The following is a 16143-nucleotide window of genomic DNA, read 5'->3' as shown; positions in this document are numbered from 1 at the left end:
TGAGCCATTCAAAAAACAGAAGGGCGACGAACAGGACCTGCTCCGGACCCACATCGATCCCTAGCCGATCCTGAACAAGCAGTCGTCCTCACGTCAGGAAGGCCGCGCGCTCATGGTTCGCCGCGCGGACAGGGTATGAATGAGAGCGACTGATATCTCGGCCCCCGACTACTTTCACAAAGTGGTCGACTGCCAATGGGCTTGTCCCGCACACACTCCGGTCCCTGAATACATCCGCCTGATCGCTGAGGGTCGCTACAGCGACGCCTACATGATCAATTGGAAATCGAATGTATTCCCGGGCATTCTCGGACGCACCTGCGATCGCCCTTGCGAGCCCGCCTGCCGACGGGGGCGTGTCGAGGAAAGCCCGGTCGCGATCTGCCGCCTGAAGCGCGTTGCGGCCGATTTCAAGGACGACATCCATCAGCGCCTGCCGCGCCCTGCCCCGAAGAACGGCCGGCGCATCGCGCTGGTCGGCGGCGGCCCGGCCTCGCTGACGGTGGCGCGCGATCTCGCGCCGCTCGGCTATCACTGCACCGTGTTCGATGCCGACCCAAAGCCCGGCGGCATGATGCGCTCGCAAATCCCCAAATTCCGCCTGCCCGACAGCGTCATCGACGAGGAGACGGGCTACGTGCTCGGCCTCGGCGTCGACTACAAGGCCGGCCATCGCGTCGACAGCCTCAAGACGCTGCTGGCCGAGAACTATGATGCCATCTTCATCGGCTCCGGCGCGCCGCGCGGCCGGGAGCTGAACATTCCCGGACGCAAGGAAGCCGCCGCGAACATCCATCTCGGCATCGACTGGCTCTCCAGCGTCTCGTTCGGACACACCGACAAGATCGGCAAGCGCGTGATCGTGCTCGGCGGCGGCAACACCGCGATGGATTGCTGCCGCACCGCGCGACGGCTCGGCGGCGAGGACGTCAAGGTCATCGTGCGCTCCGGCTTCGAGGAGATGAAGGCGTCGCCCTGGGAGAAGGAGGACGCGCTGCACGAGGACATTCCGATCCTCAACTATCTCGTGCCGGTCGCCTTCAATCACGACAATGGCAGGCTCACCGGCGTCACCTTCCAGAAGGTGAAGGCCGAATATGACGCCAGCGGCCGTCGCTCGCTGGTGCCGTCGGGCGAGCCCGATGTGACCTATGACTGCGACGACGTGCTGGTCGCCGTCGGCCAGGAGAACGCGTTCCCCTGGATCGAGGCCGATTGCGACATCGCGTTCGACAAATGGCACATGCCGGTGGTCGATCCGACAACCTTCGTCTCGACCAACCCGAAAGTGTTCTTCGGCGGCGATGCGGCGTTCGGTCCGAAGAACATCATCTGGGCGGTCGCCCAGGGCCACGAGGCCGCGCTGTCGATCCACCGCCTGCTGTCCGGCGAGGACATCACCGAGCGGCCGCTGCCCGAGGTGCATGTCTCCTCGCAGAAGATGGGCATCCATGAATGGAGCTATGACAACGACGTTTCGTCCGAGAAGCGCTTCAAGGTGCCGCACCGCGACAAGGTGGTCGCGCTGAAGGACATCCGCGCCGAGGTCGAGCTCGGCTACGACGTCAAGCTTGCGCTCGGCGAGGCGCATCGCTGCCTGAATTGCGACGTGCAGACGGTATTCTCCGACACGCTGTGCATCGAATGCGACGCCTGCGCCGACATCTGTCCGATGGACTGCATCACCTTCACCGACAACGGCGAAGAGGCGGATCTGCGTTCGCGCCTGAAGGCGCCGGCGCCGCATCCCGACCAGAGCCTCTACGTGTCCTCGGATCTGAAGACCGGGCGGGTGATGGTGAAGGACGAGGACGTCTGCCTCCATTGCGGCCTGTGCGCCGAGCGCTGTCCCACCGGTGCGTGGGACATGCAGAAATACTTCATCGAGACGACTCACGCAGGTAACGCATGTCCCAGCAAGCGCCGCTCAGCAGCGTAAACGACTTCGTCGTCCGCTTCGCCAACGTCAACGGCTCCGGCTCGGCCAGCGCGAACGAACTCTTCGCGCGCGCCGTGCTCCGCCACGGCGTGCCGGTCAGCCCGCGCAACATCTTCCCGTCGAACATCCAGGGCCTGCCGACCTGGTACGAGGTGCGCGTCACCGAAGCGGGCCATCTCGGCGCCCGCGGCGGCGGCACTGATCTGATGGTGGCGATGAACCCGCAGACCTGGGACAAGGACGTCGCCGGTATCGCGCCGGGTGGCTATCTGTTCTACGATTCCACCAAGCCGATGCCGGCAACCAAGTTCCGCGACGACATCACCGTCATCGGCGTCCCGCTGACCGCGATCACCAACTCGACCTATTCGGATCCGCGCCAGCGCCAGCTGTTCAAGAACATCATCTATCTCGGCGCGCTCTCAGCGCTGCTCGACATGGATCCGAAGCTGATCGAGCAATTGATCGGTGAGCAGTACAAGGGCAAGGAGAAGCTGCTCTCCTCCAACGTCCACGCGCTGCATCTCGGCCGCGACTGGGCGCTGCAGAATTTGAAGTGCCCGATCGGCCTGCGCATCAAGAAGGCCGACAAGGTCGGCGACCGCATCTTCATCGAGGGCAACAACGCCGCCGCGCTCGGCGCCGTCTATGGCGGCGCCACGGTCTGCGCCTGGTACCCGATCACGCCGTCGTCGTCGCTGGCCGAAGCGTTCAGCAACCACTGCAAGAAACTGCGGCACGATCCGGAAACCGGGCAGGCCAAATACGCGATCGTGCAGGCCGAGGACGAGCTCGCCTCGATCGGCATGGTGGTTGGCGCGTCCTGGAACGGCGCCCGCGCCTTTACCACGACATCGGGCCCCGGCGTGTCGCTGATGACCGAGTTCATCGGCCTCTCCTACTTTGCCGAGATCCCGGCCGTGATCATGAACGTGCAGCGCGCCGGCCCCTCGACCGGCATGCCGACGCGGACGCAGCAATGCGACCTGATCGCCTGCGGCTATGCCTCGCACGGCGATACCAAGCATGTGATGCTGTTCCCCGAAGATCCGGCGGAGGCGTTTGAGTTTGCCGCTGCGGCGTTCGACCTCGCCGAGCGGCTACAGACCACGATCTTCCTGATGCTCGATCTCGACATCGGCATGAACCAGCGGCTGTCCCGGCCGCTGAAGTGGGACGACGCCAAGCAGTATGACCGCGGCAAGGTGATGACGGCGGAAATGCTCGACGAAGGCCGCGACTTCGGCCGCTATCTCGACGTCGACGGCGACGGCATTCCGTTCCGCACCTACCCCGGCACGCATCCGACGAAGGGCTCCTACTTCACCCGCGGCACCTCGCGTGACCGCTACGCGCGCTATTCCGAGGAAGGCGCCGTCTATGCCGACAACGTGCAGCGCCTGCTGCGCAAGTTCCAGACCGCGCAGGACATGGTGCCGCGGCCGCTGCAGGCCAATGCGAGCAAGCCGACCAGATATGGCGTGATCTATTTCGGCTCGACCGCGCCGGCGATGGACGAGGCAATCGGACTGCTAGAGGCGCGCGGCTGTCAGCTCGACCGCCTGCGCATCCGCGCCTTCCCGTTCCATTCGAGCGTGGCGAGCTTCATCGCCGAGCACGACTTCGTCTATGTGGTCGAGCAGAACCGCGACGCGCAGCTGCGCCAGCTGATCGTCACCGAGAACGGCATCGACCCGGTCCGGCTGGTGCCGATTCTGCATTATGACGGCACGCCGATCACGGCGCGCTTCATCGCCGATGCGATCGGCGACCACCAGGACCACATCAAGGTCACACCGCTGCGCAAGGCGGTGTCATGACTTTACAGCCACTCTCTCCACGGTCATGCCCGGGCTTGTCCCGGGCATCCACGCCTCTCTTTCCTCGGACTCCCACGTGGATGGCCGGGACAAGCCCGGCCATGACGGCACTGGGCGACAGGGTGCTCTCATGACCTACATCGCAAAGCCGAAATTCCAGCATCCCGGCATCAAGAAGAACGCACTCGGCTACAGCCATCGCGACTACGAGGGCAAGATCTCGACCTTGTGCGCCGGCTGCGGCCACGATTCGATCACGGCCTCGATCATCGAGGCCTGCTTCGAGCTGTCGATCGAGCCGCATCGGGTGGCAAAAATCTCCGGCATCGGCTGCTCGTCGAAGACACCGGACTACTTTCTCGGCAATTCGCACGGCTTCAACACCGTGCACGGCCGCATGCCCTCGGTGCTGACCGGCGCCAACCTCGCCAACCGCGAGCTGATCTATCTCGGCGTCTCCGGCGACGGCGATTCCGCCTCGATCGGCTTCGGCCAGTTCGCCCACGCGATCCGGCGCGGCGTGAACATGACCTATATCGTCGAGAACAACGGCGTCTACGGCCTGACCAAGGGCCAATTCTCGGCGACCGCCGACCGCGGGTCGAAGTCGAAGAAGGGCGTCACCAACACCGACAATCCGATCGACCTGGTCGGCATCGCGCTGCAGCTCGGGGCCACCTATGTGGCGCGGTCGTTCTCCGGCGACAAGAAGCAGCTGGTGCCGATCATCGAGGGCGCCATCCGGCACAAGGGCGCGGCGTTCATCGACGTCATCAGCCCGTGCATCGCGTTCAACAATCACGCCGGCTCAACCAAGAGCTTCGACTATGTCCGCGAGCACAACGATGCCGTGAACCGGTTGGACGTGCTGACCGGGCGCGATCCGATCGAGATCGACCAGGATCCGGGCACGGTGCAGATCGTCGAGCAGCACGACGGCTCCAGGCTGGCGCTGCGCAAGATCGACGCCGACTACGACCCGCACGACCGGCTCGGCGCCATGACCTTCCTCCAGAAACATGCCGCGCAAGGCCAGATCGTGACCGGCCTGCTCTATGTCGACCCTGAGGCCGACGATCTGCACAGCCACCTCAACACGGTGGAGCGACCGCTCAACCGGCTGGAGGCAGCGGATCTGTGCCCTGGGCAGGCCGCGCTCGACAAAATCAATGCGAGTCTGCGCTAGGCAGACCGCTGCGTGGAAAGCGTGTGCTCTGTAGCCGTCCATCGAGACGCCCGCCTCCGGCGGGCTCCTCAGGACAAAGGTGGAGTGCATTGCGCCCGCTTCTGGCGGGGCTATCGCATTTCACAATCGGAGTTTTGCGCTTGTCTATCTCCACGTCATGGCCGGGCTTGTCCCGGCCATCCACGTCGTTCGGCACGCTGATAACCACGTGGATGCCCGGGACAAGCCCGGCCATGACGGAGTAACTAACTGTCAGATCGTTCGTTGCGACAGCTCGGCATATCCTGGTGAGCCGCGCCCTCGCTCCTCATCATGAGGAGCGCCGCAGGCGCGTCTTGAACCATGAGGCCCGTCATCGTTGATGACGATTACGCCCGCAACGCGCTTGCCCAGACGCGATCGAGCTGCGCGATCGCCTCGCGCAGCGGCAGCGCGGACAGCGCGTCATCTCCGCCGGTCACAAGGCCGAACTCCCGCAGCCTGATCAAGGCCTCCTCGACATTGAACGCGCGGCTCAATCCAAACATCTGCTGCAGCAACTCCTCGACATGGCTGCACAATGCTGCACGCGAGAGCGGCACCGACGCCAGCAGCAGGCCGCCATAGGCCAGCATCGCTTCCTTCCAGTCCTGGTCCTCGGCCTCGCCGATCAAATAGTTGAAGATGCCGGAATTGTTGTTGACGTTGCGGAAGTAGATGTTGTCGGTGACCTGCTTCTGATGGATCAGCGACTGGCGATGGAAGTTGCCCCATTGCCGCAGGATGAAGGCGCCGAGCGCGAACAGGCCCGACAGCGCCGCCAGCGCCTGCTCCGTATCGTTGTCGTGCACGGTGCCGCTGAGGCCGAGATAAAAGCCGGCGACGATGAACAGCACGGTGAGCGTCGAAGCCAGCTTGAGCAGGATCGGTACGCCGCCGACCAGCGCCGGCACGCCCAGCGTCAGTTGCTCGCGCAGGCCCATGACGACGCGGACGTTCGGCAGCAGCGCCTCGAGGTCGAAGCGCGCGATGTGGCGGAAATATTTGAACAGCACCGCGCCGCCGCGGATCTTGTTGCGGCCACGCCAGGCGGCGGTCTTGCGCTTCTTCTGAGACGGCTCGTCTGGCCTGGTCGCGACCATCAGGATGATGTCGTCGTAGACCTCGATCTCCTGCTTGCGCCTCCGCAGGCCATACAGCATGGGGACCTCGATGGTCTCTTGATGCGTGCCGCGCCGGAACATGCGGACGGCGCGAAAGTCGGAGACCGGCGCCCTCAGCTTGACCCTGACAAGCGCGTGCTCGGCGAAGGCGCGCTCGATCTCATCGTGGCTGATCTCGATGAAGTTCGCTTCGCTCAGCACCCGGACGAATTCGTCGGTGAGGTTGCAATAGGCGGTGTCGAGCTCCTGAGCGGAGCGATGGCGGCCGGCGGGGACCTCGGGATCGAAGTCGAAATAGACGTCGCGCAGCCGATCGAGCTCGTCGAAATATTCGTGGTGCAGGATGGCGCCGAGCATGTGCGCCAGCTGGCGCAGGTCGGCCGCCAGGGCGTCATCCAGGCCGCCATGCGAAATGACGGTGTCCAGGACGTCGGACTTGCGTATCGGAATGAACCGGTCCCGCCGATCCGTTGCCGCCGTCTCCTTTGGTCCAACCACGCGCCTTACGCCCGAGCTTTGATCATCGTCCGCAACGGCCGGCTGCAACCACCCGGCCAACGGCGGGCACCATAGCGGGCTCATCAGCCTTGCGCCACTCGACGCGGGATGGAAAAGCTTGGTGAGGCCGGCCGGGAGGGAGAGATCGTGACCAATGATGTAAAGAGGGTGTCCGCATTTCGCGCCATTCGCGCCATCGACTACACGGTGATCCTCGCCCGCGACTGGGACGTCATGCGGCAGTTCTACGAGGAGGTCCTGGGCTTTCCGCTGCTCCGGGAACTGTCGCAGGGGTGGATCGAATTTCAGATCGGCTCCAACACGCTCGCGCTCGCTCGGCCGCAGCGGCTGACATCGCACCAGCCGACACCGCCGGGAAGCGCGGCGCTTCAACTCGCCTTCAAGGTGGGACGCGTCGACGTCGACCGCTGCGCGGCCGAGCTGACGGAGAAGGGCGTCGCGCTCCTGGAGCAGCCGAGGGACCAGCCCTTCGGCCATCGGACGCTGTTCTTCAGGGATCCCGACGGCAATCTGCTGGAGATCTTCGCGGAAATCTGACGTCGCTCAGGGCTTGGCGGCCGCGCTAGGCGGCCGCCGGTTGTATCCGGGGATTGAGCACGTACTCCTTCAGCACCTTGTCGGTGGCGGCGTCGACTTCGACCAGCGACACGTCGTAGCTCCAGAGATCGGCGAGATGCTGCAGCACGCGCTTGGTGTCGGTCTCGTTGAGCTGGGCGCCCTTGACCACCGTATGTCGCAGCATCAGGCGGCGATCGCCGGCGAGATCGACATCGACCACCTCGATGTTCGGGTCGATGTAGCCGACATCGTACTGTTTCGACAGCTCGCGCCGGATGCGACGATAGCCGCGCTCGTCATGGATGGCGTCGACCAGGATGCCGGCGCGTTCGGCCGGATCGTCATGCAAATGGAACAGCTTGAAGCGCCGGATCAGGTTGGGGCTGAGGAACTGGCTGATGAAGCTCTCGTCGCGATAATTCGCCCAGACGTCACGCAGCACCGCCATTTCGTCGCCGGTGCCGGCGATGTCCGGAAACCATTCGCGATCCTCGTCGGTCGGGTCCTTCACGATGCGCTCGATGTCCTGCATGATCGCAAAGCCGAGCGCATATGGGTTGAAGCCGGAGAAGCGCGGATCGTCGAACTCCGGCTGGAACACGACGTTGGTGTGCGACTGCAGGAACTCCAGGAAGTTGCCGTCGGTGAGGCGGCCGTCCTGGTGCAGCCGGTTCATGATGCGATAGTGCACATAGGTCGCCGTGCCCTCGTTCATGACCTTGGTCTGGCCCTGCGGATAGAAATACTGCGCGATGTGGCGAACGATGCGCAGCAACTCGCGCTGCCAGGGCGCCAGCCGCGGCGCGGTCTTCTCCAGGAAATAGAGCAGGTTCTCCTGCGGGAGGCCGAGCAGCGCGCGGCGCCGCTCGACGTTCAGCATCGCATTGGTCTTGACCGGGCCGGTCGGCACCGTGCGCCAGAGATCGTTGAACTGGCCCTCCTCGTAGAGCCTGCGCTTGCCGGCGCGCTTCTCCTCCTCGCGGAAGTCGAGCTTCTTCTTGCCCGGATAGCGGTCGACGCCGTGCGACATCAGCGCATGCGCCGCGTCGAGCGTATGCTCGACCGCGAGCCGGCCATAACGCTCCTCGCATTGCGCGATGTAGCCGCGGGCGAAATCGAGATAGTCGAGGATGCCGTCGGCGTCGGTCCACTGCTTGAACAGATAGTTGTTCTTGAAGAAATGGTTGTGGCCGAACGCCGCGTGCGCGATCACCAAGGTCTGCATCGTCGCCGTGTTCTCCTCCATCAGATAGGAGATACAGGGCGAGGAGTTGATCACGATCTCATAGGCGAGGCCCATCAGGCCCTTGCGGTACGAGGCCTCGTGATAGGCGAAGTGCTTGCCAAACGACCAGTGTTTGTAGAACAGGGGCATGCCGACCGAGGAATAGGCGTCGAGCATCTGCTCGGCCGTGATCACCTCGATCTGGTTGGGATAGGTGTCGAGCCCGAGCTCCTTCTCGGCGACGGCTTCGCAGGCATCGTGGATGCGCTGCAGGGTGAGGAAATTCCAGTCTGCGCCCTCGAACAGCAACCCGCTCATGACGCCGCCCTCTCCTGCGTGGTGCCGCGACGCTGAAACAGGTCGTGGAACACCGGGAAGATCTCGCTGCGGTCGCGGACCTTGCGCATCGACAGCGGCTCGCCATTGGCGCGCAGCCGCTCATACAGCGACCACAGCGCCGAGTCGGGCATCTCGAACGAATAGGTGCCGGATTCGCCGACCTCGAGATAGGCGAAGAACTGCGACACCGGCAGGATGTTGTCGGTCAAGAGCCGCGCGACGTTCTCGGAATCCGAGGTGGCGTTGTCGCCGTCGGAGGCCTGCGCCGCGTAGATGTTCCAGTCCGACGGGCGGAAGCGCGAGCGGACGATGTCGTGCATGCATTGCAAGGCGCTCGACACCAAGGTGCCGCCGGACGCCGGTCCGTAGAAGAACGTCTGCTCGTCGACCTCCTCGGCGCGATCGGTATGGCGGATGAAGACGATCTCGACATGGCGGTAGCGCCGGGTCAGGAACACGTAGAGCAGCATGTAGAATCGCTTGGCGAGGTCCTTCATGTGCTCCGACATCGAGCCGGACACGTCCATCAGGCAGAACATCACGGCCTGTGCGATCGGCTTCGGCACGGCCTCGAAGCGCCGGTAGCGGATGTCGATCGGGTCGATGAAGGGGATGCGCTTGGCCTTCGCCTTCAGCGCCTCGATCTCGGCCAGAAGCGCGGCGCGCTTGTCGTCGTCGGTCTCCTGCTCCAGCTGGGCTTCGAGCTCGGCAATCGCCTCCGGCCGCGGACGGCGCAGCGCGACGCGGCGGGCCAAGGCGCGGGTGACGGTGCGGCTGATCGAGATATTGGCCGGCGAACCCGAGGTCGAATAGCCCGCGCGTACCAGCCCCTCGCTCTCGGCCTCGGCGAATTTGCGCTTGGCGAGATCGGGCAGTTCGAGATCGTCGAGGAAGAGGTTGACGAACTCCTCCTTGCTCAGCACGAAGCGGAACGCGTCCTCGCTGTCGCCTTGTCCGGGCGCCGACTTGCGGCCGCTGCCGTCGCCGGAGCGCGGCAGGATGTCGCCTTCGACGAACTTCTTGTTGCCGGGCAACACCATGTCGCGGGTGCCGCCCTCGCGGCGGAAGCGAGGCTCGTCCATGCCGTCGAGCGGGATCGAGACCTCGCCGCCCTCCAGCACGTCCTTGATGTCGCGGTCCTGCGAGGTCTTCTTGACCGCTCCCTGAACCAGGGCCTTGGCGCGGCGCAAAAATCGCTGGCGATTTTCGAGACTTTTGCCGCCCGGATTCAGGCGCCGATCAATGATGTGCATGACCACGTTCCATACGCCTCCTGCTGCAGCGGCTTCGACTCCTGCTCTCCCCCGCCGCGATGCCGCGGTGCAGTATCGGACCCGACACTGCAACGGCACCCTCTGCCTGTCCGACGCCTCCCAGCGAAGCTCAGCGTCGAACGTTTCGCTCGTTTCGTAGCCCTGGCGCCGACGTCAGACCGATGGCCTGCCGCACCTGCAGTGAACATCGGCGCCGGACCACGATCAACCCGCCTGCTTCACGCGCATGTACCACTCGACCAGCCGGCGGACCTGCCGCTCGGTGTAGCCGCGTTCGACCATGCGCGCGACGAAGTCGTCGTGCTTCTTCTCGGTCTCGCCGTCCTTCTTGGTACCGAACGAGATGACCGGAAGCAGATCCTCGACCTGCGAGAATATCCTCTTTTCGATGACTTCGCGGATCTTTTCGTAGGAGGTCCAGGACGGATTTTTGCCACCATTCTGGGCCCGGAAGCGCAGCGAGAACTTGACAACCTCGTTGCGGAAATCCTTCGGGTTGGCGATCCCGGCCGGCTTCTCGATCTTGGTCAGCTCCTGGTTCAACAGCTCGCGATTGAGCAGCTGTCCCGTATCGGGATCCTTGAAGTCCTGATCTTCGATCCAGGCGTCGGCGTAGTCGACGTAGCGGTCGAACAGGTTCTGGCCGTAATCGGAGTAGGATTCCAGATAGGCCTTCTGGATCTCGTGACCGATGAACTCGGCGTAGCGCGGCGCCAGATCCGCCTTGATGAATTCGAGGTAGCGCTTCTCGATCTCCTCGGGCAGTTGCTCGCGCTTGATCGACTGTTCCAGCACGTACATCAGATGCACGGCATCGGCCGACACTTCCGCCGTGTCGTGATTGTAGGTCGCAGCCAGCACCTTGAAGGCAAAGCGGGTGGAGATGCCGTCCATGCCCTCGTCGACGCCGGCGGCGTCGCGATATTCCTGCACGCTGCGCGCCTTCGGATCGGACTCCTTGAGGCTCTCGCCGTCATAGACCCGCATCTTGGCGTACAACGTCGAATTCTCGTGCTTGCGCAGGCGCGACATCACCGAGAATCTGGCGAGCGTGTCCAAGGTCGCGGGCGCGCACGGCGCGGCGGAGAGCTCGGAGCCCTGGATCAGCTTCTCATAGATCTTGCGCTCCTCGGTGACGCGCAGGCAGTACGGCACCTTGATGACGCAGATGCGGTCGATGAAGGCCTCGTTGTTCTTGTTGGTCTTGAAGCTCTGCCACTCCGCCTCGTTGGAGTGGGCGAGGATCACGCCATTGTAGGGAATCGCGCCGATGTTCTCGGTGCCGATATAGTTGCCCTCCTGCGTCGCCGTCAGCAGCGGATGCAGCATCTTGATCGGCGCCTTGAACATCTCGACGAATTCGAGGATGCCCTGGTTGGCGCGGTTGAGGCCGCCCGAATAGGAGTAGGCGTCGGGATCGTTCTGGGCGTAGGTTTCGAGCTTGCGGATGTCGACCTTGCCGACCAGCGAGGAGATGTCCTGGTTGTTCTCGTCGCCGGGCTCGGTCTTGGCGATGCCGATCTGGCGCAGCCGCGACGGCTGGATCTTGGCGACGCGGAACTGCGAGATGTCGCCGCCGAAGGCTTCGAGCCGCTTGTAGCACCACGGGCTCATCAGGCCCGACAGGCGGCGGCGCGGAATGCCGTATTTCTCCTCGAGCATCGGGCCCAGCGTGTCGGGATCGAACAGGCCGAGCGGCGACTCGAACACGGGGCTCAACTCATCTCCCGCCTTGAGCACGTAGATCGGATGAGTTTCCATCAACTGCTTCAACCGTTCGGCGAGCGACGACTTGCCGCCGCCGACCGGTCCGAGCAGATAGAGGATCTGCTTGCGCTCTTCGAGACCCTGCGCGGCGTGACGGAAGAATCCGACGATGCGCTCGATCGTGTCTTCCATGCCGTAGAAGCCGGCGAACGCGGGATACAGCCGAACCGTCCGGTTCAAAAAAATACGGCCAAGGCGTGGGTCCTTGGCCGTATCGATCATCTGAGGCTCACCGATCGCAGCTAGTAGTCGTTCAGCGGCGTTCGCGTATCGCATCGGGTCGGTTCGACACGATTCTAGATATTCCTGCATCGACATGTCGGTCTGGCTGCGTGCCTCGAACGACCTTGCGAACGCGTTGAACAACGAATCGTTGTACATGATCCCTCTCCACGTAGGTTCCGCTGCACTGCTGCAACGGGCCGAGATCCAAGTACGTTCCTGCTGATCCCGAACCGACTCAGAGTGAAGCGCGCTAGCCCCCATTGGGCACCGTCTTCGTCCTTTTCCGCAACGCAAAGTGCATGCAGCATATGCCCTATCAACATGCACTTCGCTCAATAGTTCGGCAAAAGCCGGCCGACTCTCCCCATTTGTACCCCATTGTCTCTGCTTCGCAACATCCGCAATACCCCGGCACCGTAGTCTTCCTGCGCCGCACAAGGTGTTGTGAAGCCACGTGAACTGGTGGCGTGACAGCTCCGGGATCAGTCTGTCTTCCGGAAGTGAACCGCGAGTGAACGCCAACGGTCGCGCAGCTGCGCCAGGCAGCGAATGTCTCATTCGTGGCGCGACATGATGCGCGCCGGCCACTGTGGTCGAACCAATGGCCCCGCTGCGAGCACGTCAGCCATCGCTCACGCGACGCCATCGTGATCAGGCGAGCGATGAACGCGCGCATCTCACAGCCATCCGCACACATGTTCACCGCTAGAACCGAATGTCGTGACGTAACGCGCGGCCGAACCCGGACGGATCACTCGATGCTGATCATTGCCATGATCAGCTTGCGGCTCGCCACCGAATGTCTGCAAGCAGAAAGCATCATGGGTTATCCGCCGATCACGAGCCGCAGCCGACGCGACAATCGCATGACGCTCGCCTTGATCCGTGACGTGAGGCACCATTACCCAGAACACATGTGGCCGCTTTCCGGCATTGCAAGGCGGAGAAGGTTTGATCGACGGCATTTGCTCGCCACGATGGGAGACCTCCGGCGCGCGGGTGTCGCGGAGGCCGACGCGAGCCGAACGCTGGCCGCGCTTGGCGAACCTTCGCCACGCCTTGGTCGAACGGTCGGCAGCAGGCTTCAGGCTGCCTGCACGTCTCCCGCGGGGCGCGCGCCGCCGGCACGTCGAGCCCGGCGCGAAGCTCTTGGGATTCCAGAGGGATCAATCCATTATGAATGGCGTTCTCCTGTGGGCTGGCGCATAGTTGTTCATGTGAGGTCCACGACCTGGCAGGCCGCCAGGCGGGAACCCGAAAAAGCAAGCCGACGCACATAGATAGGCATCATGAATCCGGTCAAAGCTCTCGAAGAACACGGCCAGGCGGTCTGGCTCGATTTCCTCGCACGCGGCTTCGTCGCCAAAGGCGACCTGAAGCGGCTGATCGATGAGGATGGCGTCAAGGGCGTCACCTCGAATCCCGCGATTTTCGAGAAGGCGATCGGCAGCTCCGATGAATATGACGCGCCGATCGCCACGGCGCTGAAGAACGGCGATCGATCGCCGACGCAGCTGTTCGAGGCCGTCGCCGTCGAGGACATCCAGAATGCTGCCGACGTGCTGCGGCCGGTCTACGACCGCTTCGATGGCAATGACGGCTTCGTCAGCCTCGAAGTCTCGCCCTATCTGGCGATGGACAGCAAAGCGACCATCACCGAGGCCGAACAGCTCTGGAAGGCGGTCGACCGCAGGAATCTGATGATCAAGGTGCCGGCGACCGACGCCTGCCTGCCGGCCATCCAGCACCTGATCTCCAAGGGCATCAGCGTCAACATCACCTTGCTGTTTTCGCAAGACGTCTACCGGCAGGTCGCCGAAGCCTACATTGCCGGCCTCGAGGCCTACGTCGGCGCCGGCGGCGATCCGTCGCATGTCGCCAGCGTGGCGTCGTTCTTCGTCAGCCGCATCGACAGCGTGGTCGACAAGCAACTGGACGAGAAGATCGCCCAGGCCAACGATCCCTCGGAGAAGGAGCGGCTGGCGGCGCTCAAGGGCAGGATCGCCATCGCCAACGCCAAGATGGCGTATCAGGATTACAAGCGGCTGTTCGCAGGCGCGCGCTGGGAGCGGCTGGCCGAGCAAGGCGCCAAGCCGCAGCGGCTGCTCTGGGCCTCCACAGGTACCAAGAACAAGGATTACAGCGATGTCCTCTATGTCGAGGAGCTGATCGGGCCGAACACCGTCAACACTGTGCCGCCGGCCACGCTGGACGCCTTCCGCGATCACGGAGAGGTGCGCGACAGCCTGGAGGAAGACGTCGATGCCGCCCAGGCCGCCCTGGAGGATCTGGCGAAGACCGGCATCTCGCTCGACGACATCACCGCAGATCTCGTGGTCGACGGCGTCAGGCAGTTCGCGGACGCCGCCGACAAGCTCTACGGCGCGGTTGCGCACAAGCGCGCCGTCGTGCTGGGGACAGGACTTGGGCAGCAGACGATCGCCGTTGCTGCTGATCTCGAGAAGAAGGTCGCCTCCGCGACCGAGGACTGGCGCAAGGACGCCAGGATCCGCCGGCTCTGGCACAAGGATGCGACGGTCTGGACCGGCCATGACGAGCACAAATGGCTGGGCTGGCTGACCAGCGCGGAGAAAGCCGATATCGCCGATTATGAGGACTATGCGCAACGGGTGAAGGGACAGAAGTTTTCCGACGCCGTGGTCCTCGGCATGGGCGGCTCCAGCCTCGGGCCGGAAGTGCTCGCCGAGACGTTCCCGCGCAGGGCCGGCTTCCCCAGGCTGCACGTGCTCGATTCCACCGATCCCGCGCAGGTGCGCGCGATGGAGAAGGCGATCGACATCACCCGTACGGTGTTCATCGTCTCCTCGAAGTCGGGCGGCACCACCGAGCCGAACGCGATGAAGGACTACTTCTTCGCGCGCGTCTCCGAGGCGATCGGGCCGAAGAAGGCCGGCCATCGCTTCATTGCCGTGACCGATCCCGGCTCGTCGCTGGAGAAGGCGGCCAAGGCGCAAGGCTTCGCCCGCATCTTCCACGGCGAGCCGACCATCGGCGGCCGCTATTCGGTGCTGTCGCCGTTCGGCCTGGTGCCGGCCGCCACCGCCGGCATCGACGTGCGCAGGCTGATTACGCAGGCGCTGTCAATGGTGCGCTCCTGCGGGCCCGACGTGCCGCCGCTGCAGAACCCGGGCGTTCAGCTCGGCTTGGCGATGGGTCTCGCCGGCCTCGAAGGCCGCGACAAGATAACGATCTTCGCCTCGCCCAAGATCGCCGATTTCGGTGCCTGGGCCGAGCAGTTGATCGCGGAGTCCACGGGCAAGGAAGGCAAGGGCCTCATCCCGATCGATGGCGAGCCAGTCGCCTCGCCCGAGGTCTACGGTCATGATCGCTTCTTCATCGACATCAGGATCGGCGGCGACGACGTGGCCGGCCATGATGCAAAGCTCGCCGCGCTCGAGGAGGCCGGCCATCCGGTCGTGCGCATCGTCATGAAGTCGATCGACCAGCTCGGCCAGGAATTCTTCCGCTTCGAAATGGCGACCGCCGTTGCCGGCGCCGTGCTCGGCATCAACCCGTTCGACCAGCCCGACGTCGAATCGGCCAAGATCAAGACCCGCGAACTGACGGCGGCGTTCGAGCAGAGCGGCGCGCTGCCGGCCGAGGAGCCGGTGGTCTCGATCAAGGGCTGCGAGCTCTACACGGATGCACAGAACGTCGAGAGCCTGCGCGAGCATGGCGCCGACGGCACGCTCGCGTCCTGGCTGAAGGCGCATCTCGGCCGCGCCGGCGACGGCGACTACATCGCCCTGCTCGGCTATATCGACCGCAACGCAGGCAATATCGACACGCTGCAGCGGATCCGGCTGAGGCTGCGCGATGCCAAGCACCTCGCCACCTGCGCCGAGTTCGGTCCGCGCTTCCTGCACTCGACCGGCCAGGCCTACAAGGGCGGCCCGGACAGCGGCGTGTTTCTCCAGATCACGGCCGACGATGCCCAGGATCTGCCGATCCCCGGGCAGAAGGCGAGCTTCGGCGTGATCAAGGCGGCGCAGGCGCGCGGCGACTTCGACGTACTCACCGAGCGCGGGCGTAGGGCTCTTCGGGTCCATCTCAAGGGCAATCTGAAATCGGGCCTGAAGATGCTCGACAGCGCGATCAGTGAAGCGCTGAGCTAGGAAGGGCATCGTC

At 64.0% G+C, this 16143-nt stretch carries 10 protein-coding genes; 6 read left to right on the top strand and 4 right to left on the bottom strand.

Features of this window, described 5'->3' with window-relative positions:
• Nucleotides 1-139 precede the first annotated feature (139 nt).
• From ACQR03_RS10605 to ACQR03_RS10595, 3 genes are all read left to right on the top strand, one after another.
• Entirely contained in the window at nucleotides 140-1939 is a 1800-nt protein-coding gene (locus ACQR03_RS10605) for an FAD-dependent oxidoreductase (protein WP_316193161.1), read from the top strand.
• Complete coding sequence (locus ACQR03_RS10600; protein ID WP_315718017.1) at nucleotides 1909-3759, top strand: 2-oxoacid:acceptor oxidoreductase subunit alpha; 1851 nt, start codon at nucleotides 1909-1911, stop codon at nucleotides 3757-3759. Before ACQR03_RS10605 ends, ACQR03_RS10600 begins: the two co-directional genes overlap by 31 nt.
• 130 nt (nucleotides 3760-3889) lie before the next feature.
• Entirely contained in the window at nucleotides 3890-4945 is a 1056-nt protein-coding gene (locus tag ACQR03_RS10595; protein ID WP_315718016.1) for a 2-oxoacid:ferredoxin oxidoreductase subunit beta, read from the top strand.
• Between the two features lie 368 nt (nucleotides 4946-5313).
• Here ACQR03_RS10595 and ACQR03_RS10590 read toward each other — a convergent pair whose 3' ends face one another.
• Nucleotides 5314-6585 (bottom strand): TMEM143 family protein, encoded by a 1272-nt coding sequence (locus tag ACQR03_RS10590; RefSeq protein ID WP_315750209.1) that lies wholly within the window; start codon nucleotides 6583-6585, stop codon nucleotides 5314-5316.
• A 147-nt stretch (nucleotides 6586-6732) separates the two neighbouring features.
• Here ACQR03_RS10590 and ACQR03_RS10585 point away from each other — a divergent pair, with 147 nt between their 5' ends.
• Nucleotides 6733-7143, top strand: coding sequence for a VOC family protein (locus ACQR03_RS10585; RefSeq protein WP_315750208.1), 411 nt, complete (start codon nucleotides 6733-6735; stop codon nucleotides 7141-7143).
• Between the two features lie 25 nt (nucleotides 7144-7168).
• Here the strand turns inward: ACQR03_RS10585 and ACQR03_RS10580 are convergent, their stop codons facing one another.
• The 3 genes from ACQR03_RS10580 to ACQR03_RS10570 form a co-directional block, all read right to left on the bottom strand.
• Entirely contained in the window at nucleotides 7169-8707 is a 1539-nt protein-coding gene (locus ACQR03_RS10580; protein ID WP_315750207.1) for a SpoVR family protein, read from the bottom strand.
• Nucleotides 8704-9981, bottom strand: coding sequence for a YeaH/YhbH family protein (locus ACQR03_RS10575; RefSeq protein WP_315718011.1), 1278 nt, complete (start codon nucleotides 9979-9981; stop codon nucleotides 8704-8706). The genes ACQR03_RS10580 and ACQR03_RS10575 overlap by 4 nt, the downstream gene beginning before the upstream one ends.
• 225 nt (nucleotides 9982-10206) lie before the next feature.
• Nucleotides 10207-12150, bottom strand: coding sequence for a PrkA family serine protein kinase (locus tag ACQR03_RS10570; RefSeq protein WP_315718010.1), 1944 nt, complete (start codon nucleotides 12148-12150; stop codon nucleotides 10207-10209).
• A 602-nt stretch (nucleotides 12151-12752) separates the two neighbouring features.
• Here ACQR03_RS10570 and ACQR03_RS10565 point away from each other — a divergent pair.
• Entirely contained in the window at nucleotides 12753-13274 is a 522-nt protein-coding gene (locus ACQR03_RS10565) for a hypothetical protein (protein WP_316172471.1), read from the top strand.
• A 9-nt stretch (nucleotides 13275-13283) separates the two neighbouring features.
• Nucleotides 13284-16130, top strand: coding sequence for a bifunctional transaldolase/phosoglucose isomerase (locus ACQR03_RS10560; protein WP_316172472.1), 2847 nt, complete (start codon nucleotides 13284-13286; stop codon nucleotides 16128-16130).
• The last annotated feature ends 13 nt before the right edge of the window (nucleotides 16131-16143 follow it).

This window comes from Bradyrhizobium sp. HKCCYLS3070, from assembly GCF_051167575.1.
Taxonomy (GTDB): Bacteria; Pseudomonadota; Alphaproteobacteria; order Rhizobiales; family Xanthobacteraceae; genus Bradyrhizobium.
This window is presented reverse-complemented; position numbering and strand designations above follow the sequence as displayed.

Bases quoted from the DNA above. Each gene is read 5' to 3' on its own strand.
- ACQR03_RS10605 (WP_316193161.1), top strand. From the start codon at position 140: ATGAGAGCGACTGATATCTCGGCCCCCGACTACTTTCACAAAGTGGTC.
- ACQR03_RS10600 (WP_315718017.1), top strand. From the start codon at position 1,909: ATGTCCCAGCAAGCGCCGCTCAGCAGCGTAAACGACTTCGTCGTCCGC.
- ACQR03_RS10560 (WP_316172472.1), top strand. From the start codon at position 13,284: ATGAATCCGGTCAAAGCTCTCGAAGAACACGGCCAGGCGGTCTGGCTC.
- ACQR03_RS10595 (WP_315718016.1), top strand. From the start codon at position 3,890: ATGACCTACATCGCAAAGCCGAAATTCCAGCATCCCGGCATCAAGAAG.
- ACQR03_RS10565 (WP_316172471.1), top strand. From the start codon at position 12,753: ATGCTGATCATTGCCATGATCAGCTTGCGGCTCGCCACCGAATGTCTG.
- ACQR03_RS10580 (WP_315750207.1), bottom strand. From the start codon at position 8,707: ATGAGCGGGTTGCTGTTCGAGGGCGCAGACTGGAATTTCCTCACCCTG.
- ACQR03_RS10575 (WP_315718011.1), bottom strand. From the start codon at position 9,981: ATGCACATCATTGATCGGCGCCTGAATCCGGGCGGCAAAAGTCTCGAA.
- ACQR03_RS10570 (WP_315718010.1), bottom strand. From the start codon at position 12,150: ATGTACAACGATTCGTTGTTCAACGCGTTCGCAAGGTCGTTCGAGGCA.